We start from the raw sequence: 26,521 nt of genomic DNA on the forward strand, positions 1-26,521 counted from the left end.
ACCTTTTGAAGCGTGTATTCCTCCTTTTCCTTTAGAATTATGTAGCTCGTGCTTCAAAAGGTTTGCTTTACTTATTTCAATCGTTCAATAACGCGCAAATTCCGTACCAATAGAAGATACGTCTTCCATTTCATTATGAATAGTAAGCGGAACAATTATGTAGGGAAAGCAAAGTCCCTTACAATCTTTTACAGCCTTTTTTCGACATGGCTTGTACAAAGTAAAAAAGCGCAACACACTCATTATGAAACACGTTGCGCTTGGTGTCAATTCAACACTGTAGTATTCTTATTAATCTTTTACAGAAACGACATATTCTTCTTGTGTTTTTAATGGCCCAAGCAATGATTTTAATTCCTCGGTGTTTATTTCTGCAAACCAATTATCACTTTGTAAAAACTCTACTTGATTGAATGATACAATATCAGACGGCGATACTGCAAATATAGTTGCGATAATTTCATATAATCGTAATTGCTCAACATTTTTTTTGCGCCATTTTTTTTCTACACAATAACGCCATAATTCTTCTGCGGAAATCGCATCATATTTATAATACTTAAACTCTGCAATCTTACTATCAATTGCCGGACGAATTTTTTCAAATAGTTGTGCATGTTGCATACTCATTTTGAATCATCTCCAATCAAAGTTGTATCGTAAGAAGTGTTTGCATACAAATAGTGTAAATGAATTTTTGCGGCTTGAGAAGGGACGGATGGCATGAGTTCTTTTGTACGAGGTACACTATTTTTAATGTTTGTTATTTTTTTATCTAAACTTTTTGGCTTCTTTTATAGAATGCAGTTTATGCGCATTGCTGGTGAAGAAGCAGTCGGTATTTATATGACCGCCTATCCTGCATTTATTTTCTTCATCTCACTCATTCAACTTGGACTACCTATCGCTGTAGCAAAAATTGTGGCAGAATTACTAGCAAAAAATAAACGTGAAAGCATTTTTGGCGTGATGCGTACGGCAATCATTTGGTCATTTATTGGCATGATTGTTTTTATGCCACTTTTAGCACTAACAATACCTTATATTTCTACTACTCTGTTACATAATGAACAAACAACATTTACACTTTGGATTGCACTGTTTGCCGTGCCTGTTTCGGTCGGTTCAGGATTGCTCCGCGCTTATTTACAGGGCGTTGCTAAAATTACACCAACTGCTTGGGCACAAATGCTTGAACAAGTTGTCCGCATCGGCTTTATTACCTTTATGCTACCATTGGTTGCAGCTTATAATAATGCTTCCATAACGGCGGCTTCTGCTATGGGTATCACACTTTTAGCTGAAGTTGTTGCGTTCCTGTATTTATGGCTACATTACGCCGTTTCAAAGAGGAGATTATTACCAAAGAAAAGCAAAGTGGAGTCTTATCCGGCTTCACCAATGCTTCGGGTAGCCATCCCATCTGCAGGAAGCAAACTATTTGGCTCCTTCACTTGGTTTTTAGAACCGATTATTTTTTTAAAAGCATTAACGATGGCAGGATTAACGGCCTCTGCCGCTACTATTTTATATGGGGTCATTTCTGGTGTTTTAGTGCCCTTGCTACTATTCCCAGCCTTTGTGTCTACAGCACTTTCTATTGTCCTTATTCCTGCTGTTAGTGATGCTGTTGCACGCCAACACAATGCGCTTTTACAGGAACGTATTTCCGTTTCGTTGCGCTTATCTTCTTTAGTAGGCTGCATTGCCGCCACATATTTTTTCGTTCACGGTGACGAGCTAGCCATGAAATTATTTCATCTAGAAGAAAACCGAGGCTATGTGAAAATTTTAGCACCTATATTTTATTTTTATTATATTCAAAGTCCATTACATTCCATTTTGCAGGCCGTTGGTGAGGCGCGCGCTGCCATGATGAACTCCATTTATGGTGGACTCGGTAAACTATTCGTTATGTTTGTACTGGCCTCTCAACCTGGCATCCAAGAAAAAGGAGCTGTTGTAGCCATTGGCTTCGGCGTTTTACTTACATCATTCTTGCATATTGCTACGGTCAGACAGCGCAAAAATTTACGCGCCGGCTTCCGTATGTTTGTTGTCCCTTATAGTTGCTTCATTGCCGTTTGTATTGCCCAATATTTCTTTATGCAAATACTGCCACTACCTTTTATTTTAAGTAGTTGTGTCACATTATTTTTACTATTTACGTTATTATTAATGTCCAATCAATTGCGTTTTACAGATTTCCACTATATTCGGAAATTAGCGAAGAAGGTCTAATGTTCCTTCAATTGAATATGAAGTCGATTGTCCTCCCATATACAAAAGAACACGGTACTACTATCATGAATATTACTTTTAGCTAACTCATCCATTAACCATTTTTCATCTTTATGGATAAGCATTAAATGTCGGTCTTGGATATCACCATCGATAATAAGCGGATAGACAAAAGCCTTTTCATCTTTTTTATAAACGGAAAGATTACCAGAAGGCTCTAAATAGGCATAAGCTATTTCCGTAACAGAGGAGATGCCATTTTCACGTAGTTGCTGGCAAAGGTCATCTAAATTATAGCGCTGTTTTCGCATCTCACTTTCTTGGATAATTCCATCTTTGACAAGCAGAGCTGGATCGCCATCAACTAAATCACGTATTTTCTTATTCTTCAACGATAAATAAGCACTCAATATTTGAATAAAGAGCAAAATAATAATCGGTAAAATAGCATTAAATAATGGGTTTTCATAATCATCTAGCGCAAAGGCAGCTACTTCTGCAATCAAGACGAAAACGACTAAATCGATAACAGATAGTTCTCCGACTTCTCGCTTGCCCATTAATCGAAAAACAATAAGTATAAAAACATATAAAAAGCATGTCCTAAAAATAATTGCTAAATATTCTTCCATACGAACACCCCCACTCTATCAAGGTGACCGTATCTGTTGCTTTTTATACAAAAAAGTGTGGCAAAATTATACGCATTTCGACATAGCCTTTAAAATGGCAAAGGCGTTGTCCAAAGGTTATTTGGGACAACGCCTAATCATATTAAACTTGATCATTTACGACACGTCCAATTGCTTGACGGTCAAATTTAACGCGCACATTATCAGCGATTACTAAAGTGACAGCTGTGTCCTCAATTGAGTCGATAACACCATGTAAGCCACCGATTGTAATAACTTTATCTCCACGCTGTAAGCTACTTTGCATATTTTGCGTTTCCTGCTGTCTTTTTTTTGCAGGACGGATTAAAATGAACCACATCGCCACGAACATCAATATGATCGGTGCAAATCCTAATATTGATTCCATATTCAAAATGCTAGCCCCCTTTCCAAATCTCACTTTTTTAGTATAGACTATTTCACCCTAAAAAAGCGATGAACAAGCCCAAAATTTTTCTATATTATCAATAGTTTTTCTATAACAGGTAAATTTTCGCTAAGTGCCATTCCAATTTTAGAAGTTTTTTGCATTCGGTCCATTAAAACCGTATTTTTCGAAAAATTCTTCTCGGAAATCACCTAGACGATCCTCACGAATGGCCTCACGCACTTGCTCCATTAACTTCAGTAAAAAATGTAAATTATGATAAGAAGTTAAACGAATACCAAATGTTTCTTCCGTGCGAATTAAATGACGCACATATGCACGTGAATAGTTTTTACAAGTATAGCAATCACAATTCGGATCGATTGGACCAAAATCACGGGCATATTTAGCGTTTTTAACAACTAAACGACCTTCAGACGTCATTAATGTACCATTACGGGCAATTCTTGTCGGTAATACACAGTCAAACATATCAATGCCTCGAATAGCGCCGTCAATGAGAGAATCTGGAGAACCTACACCCATTAAATAGCGCGGCTTATTTGTCGGCATTAACGGTGTTGTAAACTCTAGCACTCGATTCATCACATCTTTCGGTTCGCCTACTGATAGGCCCCCTATTGCATAGCCTGGAAAATCGAGTTCTACTAACGCTTCCGCAGAACGACGTCGTAATTCTTCGTATTCTCCACCTTGAATAATACCAAATAATCCTTGCTCTTCTGGACGAGCATGTGCTTCTTTGCATCGCTTTGCCCAACGAGTCGTTCTATCAACGGATTTGAGCATATAGTCATATGTTGCAGGGTAAGGCGGACATTCATCGAACGCCATCATAATATCCGAGCCTAAATCATTTTGAATTTCCATCGCCTTTTCTGGACTTAAAAACAGCTTATCCCCATTTAAATGATTACGGAAGTGCACACCTTCCTCTTCAATTTTACGGAATTGACTTAACGAGAATACTTGGAAGCCACCTGAATCCGTTAAAATTGGGCGATCCCAATTCATAAACTTATGCAGGCCACCTGCTTCCTTCACAATATCATTACCTGGACGCAGCCATAAATGGTACGTATTTGAAAGAATAATGCCTGCATTCATTTCTTTTAATTCTTCTGGAGACATTGTTTTAACAGTTGCTTGTGTCCCTACAGGCATAAATGCTGGTGTTTCAAAAGAGCCATGTGGTGTATGGACAATGCCAAGACGTGCTCCTGTTTGCTTACATGTATGAAGTAGTTCATAACGAATTGCTGGTTGTGTCATAAAATGTTAAATCCTCTCTTATCTAAAGTAAAAACAGTACTCCGATTTCTTGCTTGATTATGCTATTGAACAAATCAAAATCCTGTTGCATCTCTTATGATGATGCAACAGAAGTGAATTATTTTTGTAAACTAGGACGTATAAACATAGCATCACCAAAGCTAAAGAAGCGATATTTTTCTTCTACTGCTTGATGGTAGGCGCTTAAAATCGTATCTTTCGTCGCAAGTGTACTGACAAGCATTACTAATGTTGACTTTGGTAAATGGAAGTTTGTAATTAAACCATCCACCACTGTAAATTGATAGCCTGGATAAATAAAAATAGATGTCCATCCTTGCTCTGCGCGGACTTCTCCATATTTAGAACCAATTGTTTCAAGTGTTCGAGTAGATGTTGTACCAACAGCAATGACATGTCCGCCATTTGCTTTTACACGGTTAATCGTAGCCGCAGCTTCTTCTGTCACACTATAAAATTCAGCGTGCATTTCATGGTTTTCGATCGAATCTACACTTACTGGACGGAAAGTTCCAAGTCCAACATGTAGTGTAATAAAAACAATCTCGACACCTTTTGCTCGTACTTGCTCTAATAATTCTTGTGTAAAATGAAGACCAGCTGTAGGTGCCGCTGCCGAGCCACGTTCTTTCGCATAGACAGTCTGATAACGCTCACTATCATCTAATTTTTCGCGAATATATGGAGGTAATGGCATTTCGCCAAGTTGCTCTAAAATTTCATAGAAAATACCTTCATATTTGAATTCAAACATACGACCACCATGGTCTAACTCTGCTGTACAAGTTGCTGTTAGTAAACCGTCTCCAAATGTGACAACGGTACCTACTTTAACACGTTTCGCTGGTTTTACAAGTGTTTCCCATTCATCCGTTCCAGCCGTTTGCTTTAAGAGCAATACTTCAATATGGGCACCCGTTTCTTCTTTTACACCCATTAAACGAGCAGGTAATACTCTTGTATCATTCAGTACTAGACAGTCACCAGCATGTAATTCCTCTAAAATATGAGCAAAATGATGATGCTCGACTTTCTCTGAGCCCGGTGTCACAACCATTAACCGACTTGCCGTACGATCGACAAGGGGCGTTTGTGCGATAAGCTCCTCTGGTAATTCAAAATCAAAATCTTCTACACGCATGAAAAAAACTTCCTTCTTTTATGTTTGTTGTGGATAATCATATCCAAAATGTTCGTAAGCCAGATGCGTTGCGACACGTCCACGCGGTGTACGTTGAATAAAGCCAATCTGCATTAAATATGGCTCGTACACATCTTCTATCGTCACACGTTCTTCACCAATGGAAGCAGCAAGTGTATCTAAGCCTACTGGGCCACCACTGAAGCGCTCAATCATATTGGTCACAAGCTTATGGTCAATATGGTCAAGCCCTCTAGGATCCACTTGTAAAAGCTCTAACGCTTGCTTAGCAAGGTCCTCCGTTATCATACCATCTCCAAGCACTTGTGCATAATCTCGCACTCGTTTCAGTAAACGGTTAGCAATACGTGGTGTACCACGAGAACGTCTCGCCATCTCGCCTGCCGCTATTTGCTCAATATTCACATCAAATAAATGGGCACTTCTAACGACAATTTCAGCAAGTGACGTATTATCGTAATACTCTAAACGTAGCAGTACACCAAATCGATCTCGTAGCGGGGCCGATAACGCACCGGCTCTTGTCGTTGCACCAACAAGCGTAAAAGGTGGCAATTCAAGACGAACCGAACGCGCTTCCGGTCCCTTTCCAACAACAATATCTAAGCAAAAATCCTCCATAGCTGGATATAGCACTTCTTCAATTGCACGTGGAAGACGATGAATCTCATCAATAAACAATACATCCCCAGGCTCCAACGAGCTTAAAATCGCGGCTAAATCTCCTGGACGCTCAATGGCAGGACCACTCGTCATACGAACATTAACATTCATTTCATTTGCAATAACCGCGGCTAATGTCGTCTTTCCCAATCCAGGAGGACCATATAATAGTACATGATCTAAACTTTCCTGCCGAAGCTTTGCCGCTTCAATGAAAATTTGTAAATTTTCTTTCACCTTTTGCTGCCCAATATATTGTGCTAATCTTTGAGGTCTAAGAGATAATTCAAATTGTTCATCATAACGGCCAGCTTCACTCGCTATCATACGTTCCGACATGTACCTGCCTCCCTTCTATTATTTCAGCTTTAATAACAACTGCAATGCTTGCTTCATATACGCATCTGTTGTTTCCAGCTTGTCATTATCTTCTAGTTGTGGTCGGATTTTATCGAGTTCTTTTTCCGAGTATCCGAGAGCCATTAATGCTAGAATGGCTTCTTCTAGTTCATGTTTATATGGATTAACGCCGAATAAAGGCAGCTCATCTTCCGAACTAGGTAGTTCCATTGTGTCTAGTAAAGATCCAAGTTTACCCTTTAAATCTAGAATCATTTGACGCGCCGTCTTTTTGCCAACACCTGGAAATTTCACTAAAAACGTTTCATCTTCTCGTTCAATGGCACCGATAACTTGTTGCGGGTTACCGGTCGCTAATATTGCTAGTGCACCTTTAGGTCCAATGCCTGACACTAAAATTAATTTTCGGAATAACTCTCGTTGGTCTAAATTCGGAAAACCATACAGCACTTGTGCATCTTCCCGAACATGCAAGTGTACGTAAATTTGTTGTTCAGCTGCCGACGCACGAAATGCAAATGGGTTCGGTGTATTCAATTGCCAACCTATCCCTTGTTGCTCAAGCACGACATATTCTGGCGTAATACGCACTACTTGACCTTTTAAATAATCATACATAGTATATCCCTCACATTCATCGTCTTCGATTATAGCATATAGCGAACGAATGCTCGACTATATGCTATAGCAATAGTGCCGATTCCATGCAAAAATGACCGCCTCGGGGACGGTCATCTCTTCATCACTCTATCAATATCGTACCACAGTTTTGGCCAGTATGTTAGCGCTCGCTTAGTAAATGGTATCAAATAATCTAAAAATACTAGCTGTTGTTCTAAAGGTAAATCTATAGCAAATAACCATTCTCGCAACAGCTCATTTGGAAACTTTAAACGATGGAACTTCCTTTTATCTAACCGTTCAAGCGCTGGCAATTCTCTTAAAATACTAGCAAGATCATAATCTACTGCGGGCAACACGCGATGCAGCCATAATATATACTCATCATCCGCTTCTCCGAGATGGGCTAAGTCAAAATCGATTAAACGTAATTCACCATCTGTACACCATAAAAAGTTATGGTGCACAACATCACCATGCAATAGCGTGATGTCTTTTTCCGGCACATCTTCTAGTTCCATTAACTGCAAAGCCTTTTCGCTAAAATGAATAATTTGCTCCACTTCTTCTCTCGTTAAAAATGCTCGCAAGTCATTTCGCCTACTTTTAAAACGCATATGACGCATCTGCCATTTTAAAAGCTGAGAAAAGGTATGCAAACCTGGTACTCGTTGCCACGCAATTTTTTGGTTCGTGTCATGCAAATCGATTAATAGCTTTAAAGATTGTTCCCTATCTTTTTTATAAGCAAAATTCGCACTATGACTTCCCTCTTGCCACATTTGAACAATGAGTTGATCATCATCACTTTTTACTAACGGCAGGACGAGTGAGGGTTCTAGTCGTCCCAAATGGCGATGAATTGCCCTCACTTTATCTGCTATTTCTAACTGCTTTGCTCGTTTTACAAAATAATGTTTAGATTGATATTTGTACTTCCAAATATTAGGCTTTACTTCCTCGACAATATAGGCTTTTTTACCATCGATAAGGCGTCATCCCGCCTGGGAAAAAGTGCGGTGACATCCATGGTCCAGCTGAACATGGTGGCGGACAATGGCATGGGTCAAATTGCCAATTCGGCATCATTACCGGCTGAGAGCCACATCCACAAGATTGCCCCATTCCGTGCTGTGCGCCGCATCCACAAGATTGATTCATTGGCATCATTGGCATTTGCTCAAATTGAGGTTGCATTTGTCCGGCATTCGGATTAAAGAATGGTGATGTGCTCGATTCTAGGAAATTTTCTCCTCCAACCGCATTAGCTGGCATTGCACAATGCATCGGTTGTTGTTGAGGCATTGCACATGGCATCGGTTGCTGTTGAGGCATTGCACATGGCATCGGTTGCTGTTGAGGCATTACACATGGCATCGGTTGCTGCGGCATTGTGTAAGCCTCTATTTGTGGTTGCATTGGCATATGCCACCACATTTGATGATGCACTGGCTGATGGCAACTAGAACAATGAGGCACCATCGGCATATGCGGTACATGTTGAACTGGTGGCGCTGGTGCTGGTGCTGGCGGCGGCGGTGGTGGTGGCGGTGCTGGTGGTGCTACTGGTGGTGCTGGTATAGGTGCCGGTTGCTGCGGCATTACTAATTGTTGATTCCAGCTAAGTTCTACTGGCTGTGGCACCCACATCGGTTGCTGTGGTTGCGGCATCGGCATTGGCATCGGGAATGGTATTGGTATCATTTGCGGCTCTGGCATCGGCATCGGTGCTGGTGGTTGAACCACAATCGGAGGTGGTGCCGGCATCGGCTTTTGCACCTCTTTTTTTACACTTTCCTTACTTGGCCTTGTTTGAGTAGTAGGCATCTCTTTATGGACTTGTGTTTCCTTATGTGTTTCTTTATGAGTTTCCTTATTTATTTTTTCAGGCAAAATAATTTCCATGCCCGGAACAATATAATCAGGGTTGGCAAGATGGGCATTGAGTCGTTTTAAGTCCTCAAATGAAATACCGTACTCCTTCGCAATCTTCCACAATGTATCTCCCTTTTGAACAATATGAATACGCAATTTTTTCCTCCCTTCCTCTCTACGTATCATATGTTCAATGTTTCATTTGGATACAAAAAATTCACGCATGGTGGAAATGCTTCATGGTACACTAATGCATAAGGAATACTACTTCCTTTATTACACGGCAGAGGTGATCTTTTATGAAAAAAATGTTAGGCGAGGAACGCCGACTGCAACTTCTAGAACTGCTAAAAAAAAGCAACACACCTATTACTGGGACAGACTTCGCTAAATTTGCAAATGTTTCTAGACAAGTTATTGTGAATGATATGACATTATTAAAGGCTAGAAACGAACCAATCATTGCAACAAGCCAAGGCTATATTTATATGCACCAAGAGCAACTCAGTCAAACTGTTGAACGCACGATCCCTTGTTTTCACACACCTGAAGACGCCAAAGACGAATTGTTAACAATCGTGGACTGCGGTGGTACGGTTAAAAATGTGATTGTTGAGCACCCCATCTACGGAGAAATTACCGCTTCTTTAATGGTCTCCAACCGTCATGATGTCGATAAATTTGTACAACGTGTAGACGACACACAAGCCAATTACTTATCTGCACTTACAGGCGGCACACACCTTCATGTTATTTCTGCTCCATCCATGGAAATTTTAGACTTAATAGAGCAGTCCTTACAAAAAAAAGGCTATCTAATCACAGATCAATAATTGGCGTGCCAGACACGCAAACAATTCTGAAAATTTAAACGCAAAAATCCACTCCGATTTCCTTACAGCACAACGTAAGCAGCCAGCTAGCACATAGCTTGTAGCGACTTACGTTCCTGTAGAATTCGCAGTGGATTTTTTGTGCTGATTATCGTTGTTCCAGAAAACGCTCGCGTTGTGATGGTGAAGGTAATAAACAAGCTTGCTTTTGACCAAAAAGACGATAGCGATTTTTAGCAAAAAGTTGATAGGCAGTGTTTCGTATACAAGGTGGTATAGCAATCAACACATAAAACACAGGCCATAAGCCATCTAAGTGTCTAGTAATGTTAAGTGCTGCCGTCGATTCAACGTATACTTTTCCTTGCTCAATGTAAATCACACTATTTATATTTGCTGGTACCTTGTATTGTTCAAGAAGTGCTTGACCAACTTCACTTTGAATCGAAGCAAACTTAAAAAACGCCGCTCGGTCACGTTTAATAATAAATTGCACACTACTATTACAAAAATTACAAATGCCATCAAATAATATAATGCCACCCACATCAATCACCCCTAAGTTGCTGTTATTCTTCGTCAGACGTTGTTAAATACGTAAAGTATGTACCAAGTGACTTCACCTTGCAACCAAGCGCCGCCAGTTCCTCCATAGCTCCACGCATCATCGGGTCTTTTTCATCTGCTAAAACATCAATCATGAAGAAATAATCTCCAAGACCTGTTTTTAATGGGCGTGATTCAATTTTACTTAAATTTAATTGTCGCCATGCAAATACCGATAAAACTTGGTGCAAAGCCCCTGATCGATCTGTCGGTAATGTAATCATGAAAGTTGTCTTTGCTTGCCCTTCTGATAATTCCTGTGGTAACCGCTTATTTTGCTTTGATAATACAAAGAAACGAGTATGATTAAAATGAAAGTCATGAATATTGTCTTGCACGATAGTTAAACCGTATTTTGCTGCGGCTGCTGCATTACCAACTGCAGCAATACATTTATCAGGATTTTCGGATACAAATTTTGCAGCGGCTGCTGTTGATGTTGTTTGATGTAACGGCACATCACTAAAACGATAAAATAAATATTTGTGGCATTGAGCTAATGCATGCGGATGCGAATAAACACCTTCAATCGATTCCCAATTGTTCTTCTGCGCTTCATTGACCATTAAATGTTGTTGAATTTTCAGCTGTAGTTCACCTGTTACATAAAGCGTTGCCTCGTGGAATAAATAATCCAGCGTCAGCGGAACTGAGCCCTCTAGTGCATTTTCTAATGGTACAACTGCTAAATCAACTTTCCCCTCTGCCACTGCCTCAATGCATTCTGGAATTGTTGCACATGGGACAAGCCAGTCAGTTGGAAAAATAGATTTTGTTGCTAAATATGTAAATGAAGCTTCTGGTCCTAAATATGCAATACGCTTTTCCCACTGTTGCTCTGTCATCAAAATGACCTCCTCCGCTACAATGCGTAGTATATTAAACATTTATAATGTTTGGAAAACTCTTGCTAAAAAAGAAGAGGCTATGTAAAACAGCCTTCTCTAAAAAGTATTGTGAAAATACGTACTGCTTTTGCTAGCTGTTTGAAATGGAATTGTACATTTCTATAGCAGCTTTTACAAATTTCGCAGTATTTCTGCAGGATAGCGAGTTAAGCGAAACCCCACTGAGGTTTTTACTTCGGCGAGGCTTGCTTATCGCATGCGGAAAGGAAGCGAAATTTTGTATCAACATCTACCAGCATGAACTACTAAAAGACAAAGGGGCTTTACAAACTGCCCCTTTACAACGCACCAGAACTAATGACCTCAGCTGACTCTACGAAATCTAACCTTTTTAACTGCTGTATTAAGTCATCAAGTTCAGAAGTCATGCTCGTCACATCCAATGATAATGTAACATTTGCACGTCCTTGAATTGGAATTGTTTGATGAATTGTCAGTACATTACAATGCGAATTTGTCACAGTTTCTAATAGCTTTGCCAATGTTCCTTTTCGATCTTGAAGCTGTAAAAAGACTGTTAAAATGCGCTCTTGTACAATGGAGTGAAAAGGAAATACAGCATCACGATATTTGTAAAACGCACTGCGCGATAAATCCACTTGCTTGACCGCATCCCAAATGGAGGATACTGAACCACTCGAAAGTAAGTGCTTCGCCTCCAACGTTTTTTGCATAGCATCCGTTAATACATCTTCACGAACTAAATAATATCGCTGATTCGCAACATTCTTCATACGCTTCCCCCTAAAACACCTGTCTTAATCTACAAATTCAAACTCAAACTCTTGCAGACGAACTGTATCACCATTTTGTGCACCACGTTCACGCAATGCCTCATCCACACCCATACCTCGTAATTGGCGAGCAAAACGGCGAATACCATCTTCACGACTAAAGTCAGTCATTTTAAATAAACGTTCAATCGAGTAACCACTAATGATAAATGTGCCGTCATCATCACGTGTAATCTCGAAATCTTCACCTTGTGATTCATGCTTGTACATTACTGTTGCGTCCGATTGTTCCTCTAATTCATCAAATAGAGGGAACTCAGGCGTTACTTCAAGTAAATCGGCAATTGCAAATAACAATTCTTTTAAGCCTTGGCGTGAAATCGCTGAGATTGGGAAGATTTGCACATCTTCGCCCACCTTTTTGCGGAATTCCACTAAGTTTTCTTCTGCTTCTGGCATATCCATTTTATTTGCTACAATAATTTGAGGACGCTCCGTTAAACGAAGGTTATATTGTTTTAACTCCTCGTTAATTGTTAAATAATCTTCGTAAGGGTCACGACCTTCCATACCTGACATATCGATTACATGCACAATGACACGTGTACGCTCAATATGACGTAAAAATTGATGCCCTAATCCTACCCCTTCATGCGCTCCTTCAATAAGTCCAGGTAAATCTGCCATGGCAAAGCTTCGGTGATCTTCTGTTTCAATCATGCCTAAATTCGGTACGATTGTTGTAAAATGATAAGCACCAATTTTTGGTTTTGCAGCAGACACAACTGATAATAGTGTTGATTTACCAACACTTGGGAAACCTACTAACCCAACATCTGCTAGCACTTTTAACTCTAATATAACATTTAATTCTTGTCCTGGCTCACCTTTTTCAGAAAGTTCAGGAGCAGGGTTGGCCGGTGTTGCAAAGCGAGAATTCCCACGTCCACCACGACCTGCTTTTGCTATAATGGCTTGTTGACCATGCTCAACTAAATCCGCGATAACAGCCCCTGTTTCTTCATTCATTACAACTGTACCTGGTGGCACCTTAACAATTAAATCTTCAGCGCGTTTTCCGTGCATCCCTTTACTCATCCCGTGCTCTCCACGATCAGCTTTGAAATGACGTTTATAACGGAAATCCATTAACGTACGTAGACCTTCTTCTACTTCAAATACTACGTTCCCTCCGTGACCACCATCGCCTCCAGCTGGACCACCATTTGGTACATATTTTTCACGGCGGAAGGCAACCATTCCATCACCGCCATCGCCACCTTTTACATATATCTTTACGTGATCGACAAACATTTATTTCACTCCCTATTTGCACTCAACACATATTGCCAGCACGTATTTGTCTGCACAATTGTTTGAATGTCGAATTGTTTCAAACCTTTTTCGGTGAATGCGTCTGCACTCCACAGTCCATTTAGCGTAAATGCCAAAACAAATGTATGATCGTCAACACGTACATCAATCGCTAAGCTCTGCTCCGTAAATGGATCTAATGTATCATAAACATGCATAACTGTTTTGTTTAAGTACTCTACAACATCCTTGTCAATATTATTTGTGACTGGTTTTTTGATCTCACCATTAAGCTCCAGCGGTAACGCCGGATAGCGCCATCCTGCTGTTTGTAGCCACTCCATTGTTTGTGGTAATTGTAGACGATTCATGATAGACAATACTCGTAGCTGTTCCGAATAATGTTGAATAAGTTCTTTCGATTCATCAATTCTACCTAAATCTAAATTCATGCGAATCAGTTGAAGTTGATTCACATAATCATGATTTGCAAAACGTAGTACCTCACTAATGGTTAGTGATTGATTGTTCATCCCATTCACTCCAATAAAGTTATCTTAACTAGTATAACAAGTTTTGATGTATTTTTCCCTTAATTCTTCATTGAAATTTAGCCAAAAAAAGGACTGCAATAAATGCAGTCCTCCGCTTTATGTCTACTTTATTAAAATTAAGCTTCTTGTGTAGCTGGGTATACTGATACTTGTTTGCGATCGCGACCTAAGCGTTCGAATTTAACAACGCCGTCCACTTTAGCAAATAGTGTATCATCACCACCACGACCTACGTTTGTACCTGGGTAAATTTTTGTACCGCGTTGACGGTAAAGAATAGAACCACCAGTTACGAATTGGCCATCAGCACGTTTAGCGCCAAGACGTTTAGACTCAGAGTCACGTCCGTTTTTAGTAGAACCTACCCCTTTTTTCGATGCGAAAAGTTGAAGGTCTAATGCTAATAACAATTTCATTCTGTTCCACCTCCTACTTGGTTGTAGTTGATTTGGATATATTGTCCGTAATTTTGCACCATAGAATACACTTGAGCAGTCATTACTTGGACAATTAATTGTAGTTTTGTATCAATTTCAGGCTCTAAATCTGTTGGTAAATCTACCTTTAGGTAGCCTCCACCTTCAGCTGCTTGTTCAACTTCTGGTTGTAATTGTAGTAGCGCATAAATTGCATTTACCGTGCCAATCGCAATGGTAGATGCACCTGCACATACTAAATCTTTACCTGATTCGTCGTACTCAGCATGTCCTGAAAATTCAAATGCAGACACATGTCTATTTTCATCATGATGTATCGTAACTTTTATCATGTTACACCTCACAATTAAGCATTGATTGATTCAACAACTAATTTTGTATAAGGTTGACGGTGACCTTGTTTACGACGGTAGTTCTTTTTAGCTTTCAATTTGAAAACAACGATTTTCTTTTGACGGCCTTCTTTCACAGCTTTAGCTGTTACTGTAGCGCCTTCTACGAATGGAGCTCCAACTTTTACGTTTTCGCCACCTACGAATAGAACTTTATCGAAAGTTACAACCTCGTCAGCTTCTACGCCTAATTTCTCAACATAGATTTCTTGACCAGCTTCTACTTTGATTTGTTTACCACCAGTTTCAATAATTGCGTACATTTTACTGCACCTCCTCTTAGACTCAGACTCGCCTGTATATGAAGGTGATCCAAAGATACTTAAACCTTCCCAGAGCGGTTGTAGTAGCACGGGTGCTACAAACAATAACATTAAAATACTACCACACGAATTCTATCAAGTCAACCTGTTCATTACATATTTCTCAAATGCTACACGATACTTGCGATATTTCCATTCTTTTAGTACTTGTAGCCATATAAATAGGCAAAGAACAGCTAAAAAAATGGATTGTGGTAAATTTATTAAAGTTATTATGAATAGTATAGAGGCAAAAATAAGAGAAAGCGAATAATAATATTCAACTAATCGCACGCTTGGATAAAATAAAAATAACCATGCTAACACTATTCTGCCACCGTCGAGTGGAATGATTGGTAAGAGATTGATTGCTAGCAACACCAGTTGTACATTAATTAATCGTGTTGCAATTAAATCTGGCATGAAAAAAGCAAGGCCAATCCCCAGTATTGTGGCGATTGGTCCTCCTAGTGCAATCCAAAGTAGTGAAGATGTCTGCACAGCTGCTGGATTTTCAAATTCAATTTCCCCTCCATAAGGTGAAATAACACATGATTTTATCTTAACACCGCAAAGCATTGCGACCAATAAATGGCCCGCTTCATGCCAGAGCAACGAAGTTAAAATAATTGCATAGTAAGCAATTTGGCCACTCAAAATCATGAAAAAGATCAGAGGGATACAGAGTAAGTGCAATTTAACTTTCATCGGTCTCCGTCGATTCAATCCACTGTACAATTTGTTCTAGATTATAATGAGTTTTTTCCTTTTCAATCGAAATATAGAGTTGTCCAGTCTGCTTCATGCCAATTAAATCATTTGCCTGTACAGTCGTATATGGAAGCTGTGCTAAACTATCAAGCATGCCATAAGTGACCGTTGTACCATCCTCATAGCTAATCGTCATCGTTTTACCTGTATATTTTGTATGACCTGTAAAAACAACGAGTCCACTTTGCCCCGCATAAACAGGGAGACCCACTTCATATTGCAACAAAAAACCTTCTTTAAAAACTTGCGCATTGGCGAATGTTAATAGCTCAGTTTGTCCCACATCACTTGAAACCATTATCGTTTCATCCTCTTTTTTAAGCAAACTTTTTCCGAGCTCGCTTAAATATGTCATATCTGCTGATGTTGTTACAAGCTTTCGCACCGGTGTTGCTATTACACCTTGGTCTTCTAATCGAATTACTAGTATGATTGTAGCCACAAGCAAGATCATAACAACCCATTTCCATTTTTTAAACAAGCTCTCATCCTTTTTTCACACTATATGAGGCAGCATGTCCATTCATGCACAAAAAACGTGCCAGTCACTCACACAATTCAACGGAACATAAAAAACCTTTCCGCGCATACGCACGAAAAGGTTTAAATTATCTTGAAAACAATGCTTTAATTTTTGAGAACATGCCTCTTTGCTCATCCTCAATAGCCATGAGCGGCACAGATTCACCTAAAATACGGCGCGCAATATTACGGTACCCTAAAGATGCTTTATTCGCTGGATCCATTACGATTGGCTCACCTTTATTTGAGGAAGAGATAACACCTTCACTATCAACGATAATCCCCAACAGGTCAATTGACAAGTGTGTTGTAATTTCATTGACATCTAGCGTATCGCCATTTTTCATCATATGCTGACGAATACGGTTAATGATCAGTTTCGGCGCAGTAATTTCTTCCTGCTCAAGCAGTCCGATAATTCGGTCCGCATCACGAACAGCAGAAATTTCTGGTGTCGTCACGACAATAGCATGGTCTGCACCAGCTACTGCATTACGATAGCCTTGCTCAATTCCAGCTGGACAATCAATTAAAACATAATCATAGTCTCTTTTTAATTCCTCTATTAAGCTCTCCATTTGCTCAGGTGTGACAGCATTCTTATCTGTCGTTTGAGCAGCAGGTAATAAAAATAGTTTATCATCTACACGTTTATCTTTAATTAACGCTTGATGGATTTTACAACGTCCTTCAACAACATCAACTAAATCATAAATAATACGGTTTTCGAGACCTAGAATAACATCTAAATTTCTCAAGCCAATATCTGTATCTACTAAACATACTTTTTTCCCTTGTAGAGCCAATGCAGTCCCGAGGTTAGCCGTTGTTGTCGTTTTACCGACACCGCCCTTACCTGAGGTTATGACGATTGCTTCTCCCACACTAGCTTCCTCCCTTAGACACATTTAACAATGGTCGAATATTTTTTAACGCATGAATTTGATCGTACGTAATACGCCCATCATAGCCGATAAATGCACAAGCCATGTCTGCTTGATTAATCGCTTTTACATGTTCATCTGACATTGCCTCAACTTGATCGGCAATCATTATATGTGTGGCTTCTAAACGAGATGCCGCAATAATCGCTTCCTTGTTGCCATGTACACCTGCATGCACAATTCCCTTGAGCCTACCAAGGACATATACATTACCACCAGCTTCTACACGTCCATTCGGATTCACATTCCCCACAATTACTAAATCCCCCGAGGCACGTAGAATTTGTCCCGACCTGACCACTCCTACATATGTATCTTGTTGGCTTTCAATCATTTTCTGGTTGCTTTCATGGACAGTCAGTACTTCACTTTGCACTTTTGCTACAATTAGCTGTTCCGATTCTTGAACAATTTTTACTAGCTCTTTTACTTGTTCATCAGAACAGTATCGATAGCCTAAATGTAATTGAACATCCACCTTGCCATCGATACCGCCTTCTGAAACTTTTCGTTTTAGCTCTTCTACTAAATCGGCATACGAACATTGATCGTCTAAACGAAGAACAAAACCGTCCTTTGTTCCCTTCATATTAACTAATTGTTTTTTCATGAATGCCTCACCTCACGTTGCTCTTGTTATTAAGAAACTTCACGTGCTCTCTGTAAGACACGCGCATTAATTAGATACTTGAAGGCCCAACCAAGAATCATTAAAAATAATGTATTAGCAATGATTGTTGGTAGTAGTCGTGATTGTAAGAATTCCGTTAACGGTATTGTTGTAAAAGCGATTAGATAGAAGAATTGATAGAGTACGAATTCTAAAATTGCTACTAAAACAACTGAAATAGTTGTGGTCACAACTAAGTGCTGATGAATTATTTTCACGATAGACCCTGCTAAAAAACAAATAAGTGGATAGAGTACCGAATATAATCCAATAATATCAATGTAAAACACATCATACAAGACACCAAAAAAAAGTCCATACATTACCGCACGTTGACGGCTGTAATAGATGGATATAAATATTAAGTATAAAATTAAAAATCGGGGTACTAGATAATAGATATGTCCACTTACTTCAATCGGTGAAAGCATAGCAAACTCTGGTTCTAGTAAAAATAGCAATACTGCAACAGAGGGAATGAGAAATCGAACCATTACTTTTCCCCCTCTACAGTAGCCTTTTGTGGATTTGATAAATCTACATTTGTCGCGTCACCATCTGAACCATCAATAACTGTCAATGTTCGTTTAGCTATCACAACATTTTCTAAAATTGAAAAATCAGCAGATGGTTTTACATAAGCCATTTTGGTTAAGCCAAAATCATCTGTACTTACTTCTGTAATTTCTCCAATTGGTACACCTTTAGGGAAAATACCGCCAAGACCAGAAGAAACTACTTTTTCTCCTTCTTTCACCGTTAAGCTAGAATCGATTCGCTTCATAATGAGTTCATTTCGTTCTTTATCAAAGCCCTCGATTAAACCGTATGCTTCTTTTTCTCCTAAAACCATCGCGGAAACACGGTAGTTAGGATTGTTTGTATATAAAAGCTCTACTTCAGATGTGAAAGGGGTTACTAGCGTGATTTTACCAACTAGCCCTTTCGCTGTCATAACTGCCATATTTTTTTCTACCCCATGAGAAGAACCTTTATCTAAAATAATTTTTTCTTCCCATTGGTCAGGATTTCTAGCAATAACCGTTGCTTGAATTGGATTAAAAGCTTTTAAACTTTCCGCTTTAGAAAGTTCCATTAGCTTTTCATTTTCAGATTTTAAAACCAATGCTTCGGCTTGTACAGCTGCAAAATCTTCTAAGCGTGCTTTTAAACGTTTATTTTCTTCGTACGTGTTTAAGAGGGAGTCAATATTATTAAAAATACCAGTTATGTAATTTGCCGGCTTCGCAACAATAGATTGTGCGACGCCGACTGTATCTTTAATAATTTGCTCTGGTAAAGTTGCATTCGTCCGATCTCGTAATGAGAAGCTAATCAATGCCACAAGAAAAACCATGCCCACAAGTAGCAGTATTACTTTCTTATTGAAAAAAAACTGTGGCATTGCCTAAACCTCCTTACCCTTTTACTTGTTGTTGACGAATTAAATCAATATGATCTAATGCTTTACCTGTCCCAATAGCTACACAATCTAATGGATCTTCAGCAATAAACACAGGCATATTGGTTTCACGGCTAATAACTTTGTCTAAGTTCGTTAATAACGCGCCACCACCTGTTAACACGATACCTCGCTCCATAACGTCAGCAGAAAGCTCTGGAGGTGTTTGTTCCAACGTTTTTCGTACACCGTCAATAATTGACGATACCGCTTCACGCAATGATTCTGAAATTTCCTTAGATGAAATTTCAATCGTTTTTGGTAAGCCCGTTAATAGGTCACGACCTCTAATCTCCATTTTTTCATCTGGACCTTCAGCAAATGCTGTACCAATCTCCATTTTTACTGCTTCAGCCGTACGCTCACCAATCGTTAAGTTATACGATTTACGGATATATGAAATAATCGCTTGATCCATTGCATCCCCACCGACACGTACAGACTCACTTGTTACGATACCACCTAAAGAAATAACTGCTACCTCTGTTGTACCACCACCGATATCAACTACCATAGACCCTGTTGGATCCCAAACAGGTAAGTTCGCTCCAATAGCTGCTGCAAAAGGCTCCTCAATTGTAAACGCTTCTTTTGCACCTGCTTGGCGAGAGGCATCGATAACTGCGCGTTGCTCAACCGATGTAATACCATATGGCACACAAATCATTACATTCGGTTTTTTCCAATTACCGCCAGAATTTTTACAAGCTTCTTTTAAGTAATATTCAATCATCGCTGTTGTAATATCAAAATCAGCAATAACGCCATCTTTCATCGGACGAATCGCCACGATAGATCCAGGTGTACGGCCAATCATATTTTTTGCATCATTACCAACTGCAACGATATCTCCTGTTTTTGTATTCTTTGCTACTACAGAAGGTTCGCGTAAAACGATGCCCTTCCCTTTAATAAAAACTAATGTATTCGCTGTGCCAAGGTCAATCCCGACATCTTTACTACCTAATCCAAACAAATTGTGTACTCCCTTTCTATTTAAGCCATACTATCGTTGACATAAAATCATACCGTTCATTATAACGGATAAATGCAAGAATTTGTAGTGCCACATACCGCTTCTTGCAGAAAACTTACTATTTTAATTCCCTCGTAAACTAAAAATAGTACGTATAGATTAGCATATTATTTTTTTTCATGTAAGACAACGCATTATAGGCTACCAATTTTTGTGAATGCTATAGATATTTCTATGAATACAATAACGTCATCCAATTAAAAAGGTTCGTTTTGAGTTAACCCACTTTTAAATTTGCTACAACTATACTACTTCTAGATTATACTATAAAAATTTTATCTTTTAAAAACTGATATCTTCTTTGGAAGTATTTACAACCACTTAAAGACTTTGAGACCTTCTGCAGAAATCTAAAAAGCTCTGCAAATATATGCAGAGCTTAAGCTTGTCCAAATAACTTCAATGCGCATTATGATGTATCTGAATGAAAAAACCAACAAGCCGCGTCAAGCGCTTTCTTAGGTTCGTTGCACTTCCTCTTCGTACCTGTCCTGTTACCTATTGCACACGCTTATGGAGAATGTTAACGCCCTTGCCTTCACTTCGCGTAGGAGTTGACATGCCCATTCCTTCATTCAACAACATTTCAATGCACAAACGTATGTAGGAAAGCCTTTACTTTATTAAAACTAAAAATAACCTTTTTCTTTTAAGCTAATAAATTGATGGTCGCCGATGATGATGTGATCCAGTAATTCAATGCCAATAATATAGCCAGCCTCCTGAATTCGTTTCGTTACCTCAATATCTTCTGGACTTGGGGTAGGTATACCGCTTGGATGATTATGCGCACAAATAATAGAAGCGGCAGAGCGCTTGACAGCCTCACGGAAGATTTCTCTCGGATGCACAATAGAAGCATTTAGGCTCCCGATAAATATCGTTTGCTTATGCATAATTTGATTTTTGACATTAAGGAAAAGGACGACAAAATGTTCTTGACTTAGAGAGGTCATATCTGGCATAAGGTATGCTGCGGCATCTTGCGGAGAACGAACGGTAAACTTGTCATCATTTTGCTTTTGAGACAAGCGCCGGCCAAGCTCTATAGCAGCTAAAATTTGAATTGCCTTTACCTCCCCTATCCCTTTAATGGCAATCATTTCTTCAATAGTTGCATGTTTTAAATGGTGTAAACGTTCAAATGTACTTAATACACGATTCGCAAGTGCAAGAACTGATTCTTCCTTCGTACCTGTCCTTAGTAAAATAGCTAATAGCTCCTGATTCGATAAGCTCATTGCACCTTGACGAAGTAGTCTTTCACGTGGTCGATCTGCCATATTGACGTCACGAATCATCGTTTTTGGTAAAACATCTGTTGGCAATAGCTTCACTCCTTCGCAAATTGAATAATATGCTTCGCTATCAATTGCGCAAACAACGCTGCAAGTGGTAAGCCGACAACATTGTTATAATCTCCTTCAATTCGTTTAACTAAAAGGGTTCCCGCTGTTTGAATACCATAACCGCCCGCCTTATCATAAGGGTCTCCAGATGCTACATAAGCTTCTATAAGCTCCTGTGATAAAGTATGGAATATAACTGCTGTTTCTTCTACAAATGTTGTTTCTATACCATTCGGCTCAATGATGGCAACTGCTGTCATCACCGTATGACGCTTGCCTGATAACCGAGATAAGTGTGAAATAGCTTCCTCCCGTGTTTTTGGCTTATGCAGTAACGCATTGTTAAAAACGACGATTGTATCGGCGCCAATAATCGTTGCTGCTGGCACTTTCTTAGCTACATCTCGTGTTTTTAGCAGTGCCACACCTGTTACATAATCCTGCATAGTTGTTGCTTTTACACTTGTCTCTTCTACATCACTTGTTACAATATCAAACGGAAGGTCCAACATAGCAAGCAGTTCCTTTCGTCGTGGTGATGCAGAAGCAAGTACTAATTTATGATTTGTTTCAAACATGATTTCACCATTCCTCCTTCTCTCTATCATAACGGAGAATACGGTTTTTGAAAATTTTCAAAAAATCAAGATAACACTCATATAGCTAACTATTCGACTTAGAATTTCGTTTGAAGACAAGCATTTTTGGACTTATAATGTGCAAATATTTGGAGACGCACGATATTTAAATCACTAGAAATAGAGGTTGCTGCCTTGCCAATACTTTGCCAATCAGCAGGAAGAGTGGAATCCTTCGTTGCCTCTTTAAAATTTAATTTTGTCGTATTTTTATCAGCTAATACTTTTATCACTTCAGCAATTGTCGCCTCCTTGCAACTTTCACCACTAACACTAAACACTTTTTTAAATGTTGGTGGGTCCTTTAAAAACACTAACTCACTTTCTTCGTTCACTATACTTGTCCATACATAAAACTTGCCCTCTACTTCTACAATTGCACTTTCTTGCAATGACGGATGTTCAGAGACAAATGTACTTGCACTTGCATAATTAGAAAATACGCCCGCTTGACTTGCAAAAAACATAGTTGAGTTTGCAGTACCGCCTGTTGTCGGAATTGTTGCGGAGTCTGCCTCTGTTTCAGTTTCGTTTTTCGCTACTTCACTTTCCTTTTTTAAAGAAAATTGGGTACTAGCTTGGAGAACGCCTAAAAAAACTGCAACACCAAAAAGCCCGACAATACCACCAATTAGCATTGCACGCACTACTTGTTTTCTCACTACATGACTAACTATTTTCATACCTTCATCACCTCTTCCTTCAACTATCAAAACGAACATAAAAAAAGACGACACTGTTATCAGCTGTTATTTCATATAAGTATATGTTAGAGAGTATGCTTAAATGCTAATTTAATGCATTACCATTAATAGAAATTGGTGAGGTTCCACATTATATTTTTTACCTTGTTATATAAAGTGTTTGCCTACGCCTCACTAGAGTGTGATTGTTGGCATGAACTTACATAAGTGATAAAAAAATAAAAAAGTCAACCCATTATTGAGTTGACTTTACCTTTCTAATGAAACCTATAATTTGCATGGCGATTTTGTAACATACTGAAAGCAATTGACAAGCCGTTGCTCAAGTAACTATCCTTATCCTTCTAGCAATCCCCTATCTAAATCGCACGCAGGAGTGGAAAAACAGTTGTCACTACCTATGTCCGCTTCCGTCAAGCAAGCTACCGCGCACTTCTGTTAATAAATATAAAGAGCCGGTTACGATTGTTCTACACTTCTTCTCTGATTGCTGTTGTAAAAATGGAATTGTATTTTGCAAAATTGCTTTTTGCGGGGCATGACATAATGCCAACATATCTTGTGCTGACATCGCACGCGGATTATCAAAATCAACAAAATAAAATGTCTCACTAATTTGCTCTAAGTACTGCAAAACTCCTTTTACATCCTTATCACCTAATATGCCGACAACAAAGGTAATAGACTCATTAGGAAACGCTTGGCGAACCGTTTCTACCAATTTTTCTGCACTAGCTGGATTATGCGCACCGTCAAAAATAATATATGGCAACACCTCTTCAAATCGTCCTAAAATGCTTGCCATTTCAATACCTTGGCGTATACTTGCCACGTTGATTGCTACATTTAGCGCAGTCGCAACTTCTAAAAATGCCGTAATGGCTAATGCCATATTATTCGCTTGATGAGGTCCTTTCATATGACGTGTAAGATTTGTGATATGTAAGTCCATAGTCTCATTTTTATAGTTCTCATAGTCATGCATCCGCACAATATGGAATTGATTGTTCAGCTCTAGAACAGGTGCTTGCTTTGCATTAGCTTCTCTCTCAATAATGTTCTTTGCTTCACAAGGTAAATCCCCGATTACAACTGGTCGATGCTGTTTAATAATCCCTGCTTTATGCTGTGCAATGCTTTCAATAGTTGGACCTAAAAATTTTGTATGCTCTAGCGCTATACTCGGAATAATCGAGACAATAGGTTGCACTACATTCGTACTATCTAGTAAGCCCCCCATACCCGCTTCGATTAATGCAATATCGACATCACAATGGACAAAATGCAAAAACGCTGCGACAGTTAAAAGTTCGAAATCCGTTAGTTTACCGCTAAGCCCCGCATTCTTCATTTGATGAAAAACGCGATCCATCTCTAGTGCTGAAATAGGTTGTTGCATTACTTGAATTTGGTCATGCACATTCAAAATGCATGGAGACATGAACTTGCCTACTTTTAAGCCATGTTCCTGCGCAATTGACTCTAAAAATGTTAATGTTGAGCCTTTGCCATTCGTGCCTGCAAGGTGCACAATTTGCAATGTTCTTTCAGGATTCCCTACAAGTGCCAATGCTTCTTCAATCGCTGTAAGCCCTGGCTTAATTACATCATCACTAGTTAAAGCCCATTTTTTCTTATAATCATCGAACTGAGGAATCATTGTGCTCCCTCCTGTATCCATTGGCGAACTTCAGCTATAAAATACAGCGAACCTGTAATCACAACAATATCTTGTTGGTCCTTATGTTGTATGACTTCACTTACTATATATTTCCAATTTTTGTTATATCGTTTGTCTTGATGCGTTGATAACATCGCTAACTGTTCAGCTGGCATGGCATTGGGTAGTCCAATTTGTGTAAAAGATATAGAAGTTGCTACTGCATCCATTAACGCAATACTATTGGCATGGTCTTTATCAGAAAGAGCTGCATAAATAAATCGATAGCGTTGATTTGGATAGACCTTCTGTAATGTTCGAATCAATGCGGCAGTTCCTTCTGAGTTATGAGCACCATCTAATACAATATTATTAGGGAACTGTTCAAAGCGACCTGCCCACTGTGCGTGTTGTAGCGCTTGGCGCATTGACTCTTCGGATAAATGAATAAGCCCTTTTTCACGTAATAAATCCATCGTTGTGATAGCCAGACTCGCATTAGCGATTTGATGCGCCCCTGCCATTTTTAATTGAATATCTGTGAGGTCAAGATGCGCATTGTGATAATGAAATGATTGCATGCCCATCTCCTGCTCCTGTGCAATCACGTTAAAATCATGCCCTAGAACAAGACACCTAGCATGACGTTCATGTGCAACCTTTTGAATCGTAGCAAGTGCTTCTTTATTTTTAACACCAACCACTACGGGTACACCTTCTTTAATAATACCTGCCTTCTCAAAAGCAATCTTCGCATATGTATCGCCTAAAAAGGCCGTATGCTCTAAAGAAATCGTTGTAATAATGGATACAAGTGGTGTTATGACATTGGTCGCATCAAGTCTTCCACCGAGCCCAGTTTCAATTAACGCAAAATCCACTTCTTCATGTGCGAAATATTGGAACATAATAAGTGTGACGACCTCAAAAAAGCTTGGATAGTCCCCATTATAATTTGCCTCAATGATTGAAGCTACGTTATTCATATACTGTAAAAATTGCTCGTCCGGAATTTGTTTTCCATTGATGGTCATACGTTCATTGACACGTGTTAAATGTGGTGAAGTAAAAGCACCAACCCGATATCCTGCATTCTCTAGCATTTCTCTCAGTACATTTACGGTGGACCCCTTGCCATTGGAACCTGCTAAATGGATAGCGCGCAACTTGTTATGCGGGTCCCCTAAACGCGCCAATACTTCACGCATCATGACTAAAGGTTCACGTTTATGATCAATCGCCTTTAATGTAAAAATAAAATCTGTACATGCTTTTATCGTAGTAAACAAAAGAAACACTCCCTTTCACTACAGTATAAAGGGTGACTGGCACACAAACAATTCTGATACAAATTTAAAAACACACAGAAAACCACTGTAGGAGTGATCATTTGTGTGTTTTTAACTAA

Annotated in this window: 31 protein-coding genes and 1 other annotated feature; of the genes, 2 read left to right on the plus strand and 29 right to left on the minus strand. The window is 39.2% G+C overall.

Annotated features, from left to right (window positions below; all coding sequences use genetic code 11):
* Positions 1-291: 291 nt before the first annotated feature.
* Positions 292-630 (minus strand): post-transcriptional regulator, encoded by a 339-nt coding sequence (locus I5435_RS15720; protein ID WP_024363165.1) that lies wholly within the window; start codon positions 628-630, stop codon positions 292-294.
* A 93-nt stretch (positions 631-723) separates the two neighbouring features.
* Between I5435_RS15720 and I5435_RS15725 the strand changes: the two genes are divergently transcribed.
* Entirely contained in the window at positions 724-2,241 is a 1,518-nt protein-coding gene (locus tag I5435_RS15725; protein ID WP_024363166.1) for a putative polysaccharide biosynthesis protein, read from the plus strand.
* On the opposite strand, the gene I5435_RS15730 is transcribed toward I5435_RS15725, so the two are convergent.
* The 8 genes from I5435_RS15730 to I5435_RS15765 form a co-directional block, all read right to left on the minus strand.
* Positions 2,238-2,873, minus strand: a complete 636-nt coding sequence (locus I5435_RS15730) for a DUF421 domain-containing protein (protein ID WP_024363167.1) — start codon at positions 2,871-2,873, stop codon at positions 2,238-2,240. The genes I5435_RS15725 and I5435_RS15730 overlap by 4 nt on opposite strands.
* Before the next feature lie 142 nt (positions 2,874-3,015).
* Positions 3,016-3,282, minus strand: coding sequence for a preprotein translocase subunit YajC (yajC, locus tag I5435_RS15735; protein ID WP_024363168.1), 267 nt, complete (start codon positions 3,280-3,282; stop codon positions 3,016-3,018).
* A gap of 147 nt (positions 3,283-3,429) precedes the next feature.
* Positions 3,430-4,575 carry a tRNA guanosine(34) transglycosylase Tgt gene (tgt, locus tag I5435_RS15740; RefSeq protein WP_024363169.1) on the minus strand — a complete coding sequence of 382 codons (1,146 nt, stop codon included), beginning with the start codon at positions 4,573-4,575 and terminating at the stop codon, positions 3,430-3,432.
* Between the two features lie 118 nt (positions 4,576-4,693).
* Entirely contained in the window at positions 4,694-5,737 is a 1,044-nt protein-coding gene (queA, locus tag I5435_RS15745) for a tRNA preQ1(34) S-adenosylmethionine ribosyltransferase-isomerase QueA (RefSeq protein WP_024363170.1), read from the minus strand.
* 18 nt (positions 5,738-5,755) lie between these two features.
* Complete coding sequence (ruvB, locus tag I5435_RS15750) at positions 5,756-6,760, minus strand: Holliday junction branch migration DNA helicase RuvB (protein ID WP_337982572.1); 1,005 nt, start codon at positions 6,758-6,760, stop codon at positions 5,756-5,758.
* Between the two features lie 18 nt (positions 6,761-6,778).
* Positions 6,779-7,399, minus strand: a complete 621-nt coding sequence (ruvA, locus tag I5435_RS15755; protein WP_108029854.1) for a Holliday junction branch migration protein RuvA — start codon at positions 7,397-7,399, stop codon at positions 6,779-6,781.
* A gap of 113 nt (positions 7,400-7,512) precedes the next feature.
* The gene (locus I5435_RS15760; RefSeq protein WP_320407259.1) at positions 7,513-8,391 is read right to left on the minus strand and encodes a phosphotransferase; all 879 of its coding nucleotides are present in this window, start codon (positions 8,389-8,391) and stop codon (positions 7,513-7,515) included.
* The gene (locus I5435_RS15765) at positions 8,381-9,433 is read right to left on the minus strand and encodes a LysM peptidoglycan-binding domain-containing protein (protein WP_337982573.1); all 1,053 of its coding nucleotides are present in this window, start codon (positions 9,431-9,433) and stop codon (positions 8,381-8,383) included. Before I5435_RS15765 ends, I5435_RS15760 begins: the two co-directional genes overlap by 11 nt.
* 143 nt (positions 9,434-9,576) lie before the next feature.
* Between I5435_RS15765 and I5435_RS15770 the strand changes: the two genes are divergently transcribed.
* On the plus strand, positions 9,577-10,110 hold the full coding sequence (locus I5435_RS15770) for a transcription repressor NadR (RefSeq protein WP_107893759.1): 534 nt from the start codon (positions 9,577-9,579) through the stop codon (positions 10,108-10,110).
* Positions 10,111-10,258: 148 nt separating this feature from the next.
* Here I5435_RS15770 and I5435_RS15775 read toward each other — a convergent pair whose 3' ends face one another.
* The 20 genes from I5435_RS15775 to I5435_RS15870 form a co-directional block, all read right to left on the minus strand.
* Positions 10,259-10,657: a thiol-disulfide oxidoreductase DCC family protein gene (locus I5435_RS15775; RefSeq protein ID WP_024363176.1), complete on the minus strand. Its 399-nt coding sequence runs from the start codon at positions 10,655-10,657 to the stop codon at positions 10,259-10,261.
* 22 nt (positions 10,658-10,679) lie between these two features.
* Positions 10,680-11,561, minus strand: a complete 882-nt coding sequence (gene pheA / locus I5435_RS15780) for a prephenate dehydratase (protein ID WP_107893757.1) — start codon at positions 11,559-11,561, stop codon at positions 10,680-10,682.
* A gap of 341 nt (positions 11,562-11,902) precedes the next feature.
* A complete protein-coding gene (locus tag I5435_RS15785) occupies positions 11,903-12,358 on the minus strand; it encodes an ACT domain-containing protein (protein WP_024363178.1) in 456 nt (151 codons plus the stop codon).
* 24 nt (positions 12,359-12,382) lie between these two features.
* Positions 12,383-13,672, minus strand: a complete 1,290-nt coding sequence (gene obgE, locus I5435_RS15790; protein WP_024363179.1) for a GTPase ObgE — start codon at positions 13,670-13,672, stop codon at positions 12,383-12,385.
* Positions 13,673-13,677: 5 nt separating this feature from the next.
* Complete coding sequence (locus tag I5435_RS15795) at positions 13,678-14,205, minus strand: Spo0B domain-containing protein (protein ID WP_025220117.1); 528 nt, start codon at positions 14,203-14,205, stop codon at positions 13,678-13,680.
* 137 nt (positions 14,206-14,342) lie between these two features.
* Positions 14,343-14,642 carry a 50S ribosomal protein L27 gene (gene rpmA, locus I5435_RS15800; protein ID WP_024363181.1) on the minus strand — a complete coding sequence of 100 codons (300 nt, stop codon included), beginning with the start codon at positions 14,640-14,642 and terminating at the stop codon, positions 14,343-14,345.
* Positions 14,639-14,995 (minus strand): ribosomal-processing cysteine protease Prp, encoded by a 357-nt coding sequence (locus tag I5435_RS15805; protein WP_024363182.1) that lies wholly within the window; start codon positions 14,993-14,995, stop codon positions 14,639-14,641. The genes rpmA and I5435_RS15805 overlap by 4 nt, the downstream gene beginning before the upstream one ends.
* Before the next feature lie 14 nt (positions 14,996-15,009).
* Positions 15,010-15,318 (minus strand): 50S ribosomal protein L21, encoded by a 309-nt coding sequence (rplU, locus tag I5435_RS15810; RefSeq protein WP_010860053.1) that lies wholly within the window; start codon positions 15,316-15,318, stop codon positions 15,010-15,012.
* 14 nt (positions 15,319-15,332) lie between these two features.
* Positions 15,333-15,408 (minus strand) — a sequence feature (ribosomal protein L21 leader region).
* A gap of 45 nt (positions 15,409-15,453) precedes the next feature.
* Positions 15,454-16,065 (minus strand): site-2 protease family protein, encoded by a 612-nt coding sequence (locus I5435_RS15815; protein ID WP_337982574.1) that lies wholly within the window; start codon positions 16,063-16,065, stop codon positions 15,454-15,456.
* On the minus strand, positions 16,055-16,609 hold the full coding sequence (locus I5435_RS15820; RefSeq protein ID WP_024363184.1) for a M23 family metallopeptidase: 555 nt from the start codon (positions 16,607-16,609) through the stop codon (positions 16,055-16,057). Before I5435_RS15820 ends, I5435_RS15815 begins: the two co-directional genes overlap by 11 nt.
* Before the next feature lie 127 nt (positions 16,610-16,736).
* The gene (gene minD, locus I5435_RS15825) at positions 16,737-17,534 is read right to left on the minus strand and encodes a septum site-determining protein MinD (RefSeq protein ID WP_024363185.1); all 798 of its coding nucleotides are present in this window, start codon (positions 17,532-17,534) and stop codon (positions 16,737-16,739) included.
* 1 nt (position 17,535) lies between these two features.
* Positions 17,536-18,204: a septum site-determining protein MinC gene (gene minC / locus I5435_RS15830; RefSeq protein ID WP_024363186.1), complete on the minus strand. Its 669-nt coding sequence runs from the start codon at positions 18,202-18,204 to the stop codon at positions 17,536-17,538.
* Positions 18,205-18,233: 29 nt separating this feature from the next.
* On the minus strand, positions 18,234-18,758 hold the full coding sequence (gene mreD / locus I5435_RS15835) for a rod shape-determining protein MreD (RefSeq protein ID WP_024363187.1): 525 nt from the start codon (positions 18,756-18,758) through the stop codon (positions 18,234-18,236).
* The gene (gene mreC / locus I5435_RS15840) at positions 18,758-19,669 is read right to left on the minus strand and encodes a rod shape-determining protein MreC (protein ID WP_024363188.1); all 912 of its coding nucleotides are present in this window, start codon (positions 19,667-19,669) and stop codon (positions 18,758-18,760) included. The genes mreD and mreC overlap by 1 nt, the downstream gene beginning before the upstream one ends.
* A gap of 13 nt (positions 19,670-19,682) precedes the next feature.
* Positions 19,683-20,702 carry a rod shape-determining protein gene (locus I5435_RS15845; protein ID WP_024363189.1) on the minus strand — a complete coding sequence of 340 codons (1,020 nt, stop codon included), beginning with the start codon at positions 20,700-20,702 and terminating at the stop codon, positions 19,683-19,685.
* A 689-nt stretch (positions 20,703-21,391) separates the two neighbouring features.
* Positions 21,392-22,063: a RadC family protein gene (radC, locus tag I5435_RS15850; protein WP_029747282.1), complete on the minus strand. Its 672-nt coding sequence runs from the start codon at positions 22,061-22,063 to the stop codon at positions 21,392-21,394.
* A gap of 32 nt (positions 22,064-22,095) precedes the next feature.
* The gene (locus I5435_RS15855) at positions 22,096-22,689 is read right to left on the minus strand and encodes a Maf family protein (RefSeq protein WP_337982575.1); all 594 of its coding nucleotides are present in this window, start codon (positions 22,687-22,689) and stop codon (positions 22,096-22,098) included.
* A gap of 98 nt (positions 22,690-22,787) precedes the next feature.
* The gene (locus I5435_RS15860; protein WP_337982576.1) at positions 22,788-23,432 is read right to left on the minus strand and encodes a hypothetical protein; all 645 of its coding nucleotides are present in this window, start codon (positions 23,430-23,432) and stop codon (positions 22,788-22,790) included.
* Between the two features lie 415 nt (positions 23,433-23,847).
* On the minus strand, positions 23,848-25,113 hold the full coding sequence (locus I5435_RS15865) for a bifunctional folylpolyglutamate synthase/dihydrofolate synthase (protein ID WP_024363193.1): 1,266 nt from the start codon (positions 25,111-25,113) through the stop codon (positions 23,848-23,850).
* Positions 25,110-26,402, minus strand: coding sequence for a bifunctional folylpolyglutamate synthase/dihydrofolate synthase (locus I5435_RS15870; protein WP_337982577.1), 1,293 nt, complete (start codon positions 26,400-26,402; stop codon positions 25,110-25,112). Before I5435_RS15870 ends, I5435_RS15865 begins: the two co-directional genes overlap by 4 nt.
* Positions 26,403-26,521 lie beyond the last annotated feature (119 nt).

Origin of the sequence: Lysinibacillus sp. C5.1 (assembly GCF_016350185.1) — a bacterium.
GTDB classification, from domain to species: domain Bacteria; phylum Bacillota; class Bacilli; order Bacillales_A; family Planococcaceae; genus Lysinibacillus; species Lysinibacillus sphaericus.

Bases quoted from the DNA above. Each gene is read 5' to 3' on its own strand.
- queA (WP_024363170.1), bottom strand. From the start codon at position 5,737: ATGCGTGTAGAAGATTTTGATTTTGAATTACCAGAGGAGCTTATCGCA.
- I5435_RS15725 (WP_024363166.1), top strand. From the start codon at position 724: ATGAGTTCTTTTGTACGAGGTACACTATTTTTAATGTTTGTTATTTTT.
- I5435_RS15720 (WP_024363165.1), bottom strand. From the start codon at position 630: ATGAGTATGCAACATGCACAACTATTTGAAAAAATTCGTCCGGCAATT.
- rpmA (WP_024363181.1), bottom strand. From the start codon at position 14,642: ATGAAATTGTTATTAGCATTAGACCTTCAACTTTTCGCATCGAAAAAA.
- I5435_RS15815 (WP_337982574.1), bottom strand. From the start codon at position 16,065: ATGAAAGTTAAATTGCACTTACTCTGTATCCCTCTGATCTTTTTCATG.
- I5435_RS15860 (WP_337982576.1), bottom strand. From the start codon at position 23,432: ATGAAAATAGTTAGTCATGTAGTGAGAAAACAAGTAGTGCGTGCAATG.
- I5435_RS15785 (WP_024363178.1), bottom strand. From the start codon at position 12,358: ATGAAGAATGTTGCGAATCAGCGATATTATTTAGTTCGTGAAGATGTA.
- I5435_RS15770 (WP_107893759.1), top strand. From the start codon at position 9,577: ATGAAAAAAATGTTAGGCGAGGAACGCCGACTGCAACTTCTAGAACTG.
- I5435_RS15730 (WP_024363167.1), bottom strand. From the start codon at position 2,873: ATGGAAGAATATTTAGCAATTATTTTTAGGACATGCTTTTTATATGTT.
- mreD (WP_024363187.1), bottom strand. From the start codon at position 18,758: ATGGTTCGATTTCTCATTCCCTCTGTTGCAGTATTGCTATTTTTACTA.
- ruvB (WP_337982572.1), bottom strand. From the start codon at position 6,760: ATGTCGGAACGTATGATAGCGAGTGAAGCTGGCCGTTATGATGAACAA.
- obgE (WP_024363179.1), bottom strand. From the start codon at position 13,672: ATGTTTGTCGATCACGTAAAGATATATGTAAAAGGTGGCGATGGCGGT.
- yajC (WP_024363168.1), bottom strand. From the start codon at position 3,282: ATGGAATCAATATTAGGATTTGCACCGATCATATTGATGTTCGTGGCG.
- ruvA (WP_108029854.1), bottom strand. From the start codon at position 7,399: ATGTATGATTATTTAAAAGGTCAAGTAGTGCGTATTACGCCAGAATAT.
- I5435_RS15795 (WP_025220117.1), bottom strand. From the start codon at position 14,205: ATGAACAATCAATCACTAACCATTAGTGAGGTACTACGTTTTGCAAAT.
- rplU (WP_010860053.1), bottom strand. From the start codon at position 15,318: ATGTACGCAATTATTGAAACTGGTGGTAAACAAATCAAAGTAGAAGCT.
- mreC (WP_024363188.1), bottom strand. From the start codon at position 19,669: ATGCCACAGTTTTTTTTCAATAAGAAAGTAATACTGCTACTTGTGGGC.
- minC (WP_024363186.1), bottom strand. From the start codon at position 18,204: ATGAAAAAACAATTAGTTAATATGAAGGGAACAAAGGACGGTTTTGTT.
- I5435_RS15865 (WP_024363193.1), bottom strand. From the start codon at position 25,113: ATGATTCCTCAGTTCGATGATTATAAGAAAAAATGGGCTTTAACTAGT.
- radC (WP_029747282.1), bottom strand. From the start codon at position 22,063: ATGATTCGTGACGTCAATATGGCAGATCGACCACGTGAAAGACTACTT.
- tgt (WP_024363169.1), bottom strand. From the start codon at position 4,575: ATGACACAACCAGCAATTCGTTATGAACTACTTCATACATGTAAGCAA.
- pheA (WP_107893757.1), bottom strand. From the start codon at position 11,561: ATGACAGAGCAACAGTGGGAAAAGCGTATTGCATATTTAGGACCAGAA.
- I5435_RS15805 (WP_024363182.1), bottom strand. From the start codon at position 14,995: ATGATAAAAGTTACGATACATCATGATGAAAATAGACATGTGTCTGCA.
- I5435_RS15855 (WP_337982575.1), bottom strand. From the start codon at position 22,689: ATGTTTGAAACAAATCATAAATTAGTACTTGCTTCTGCATCACCACGA.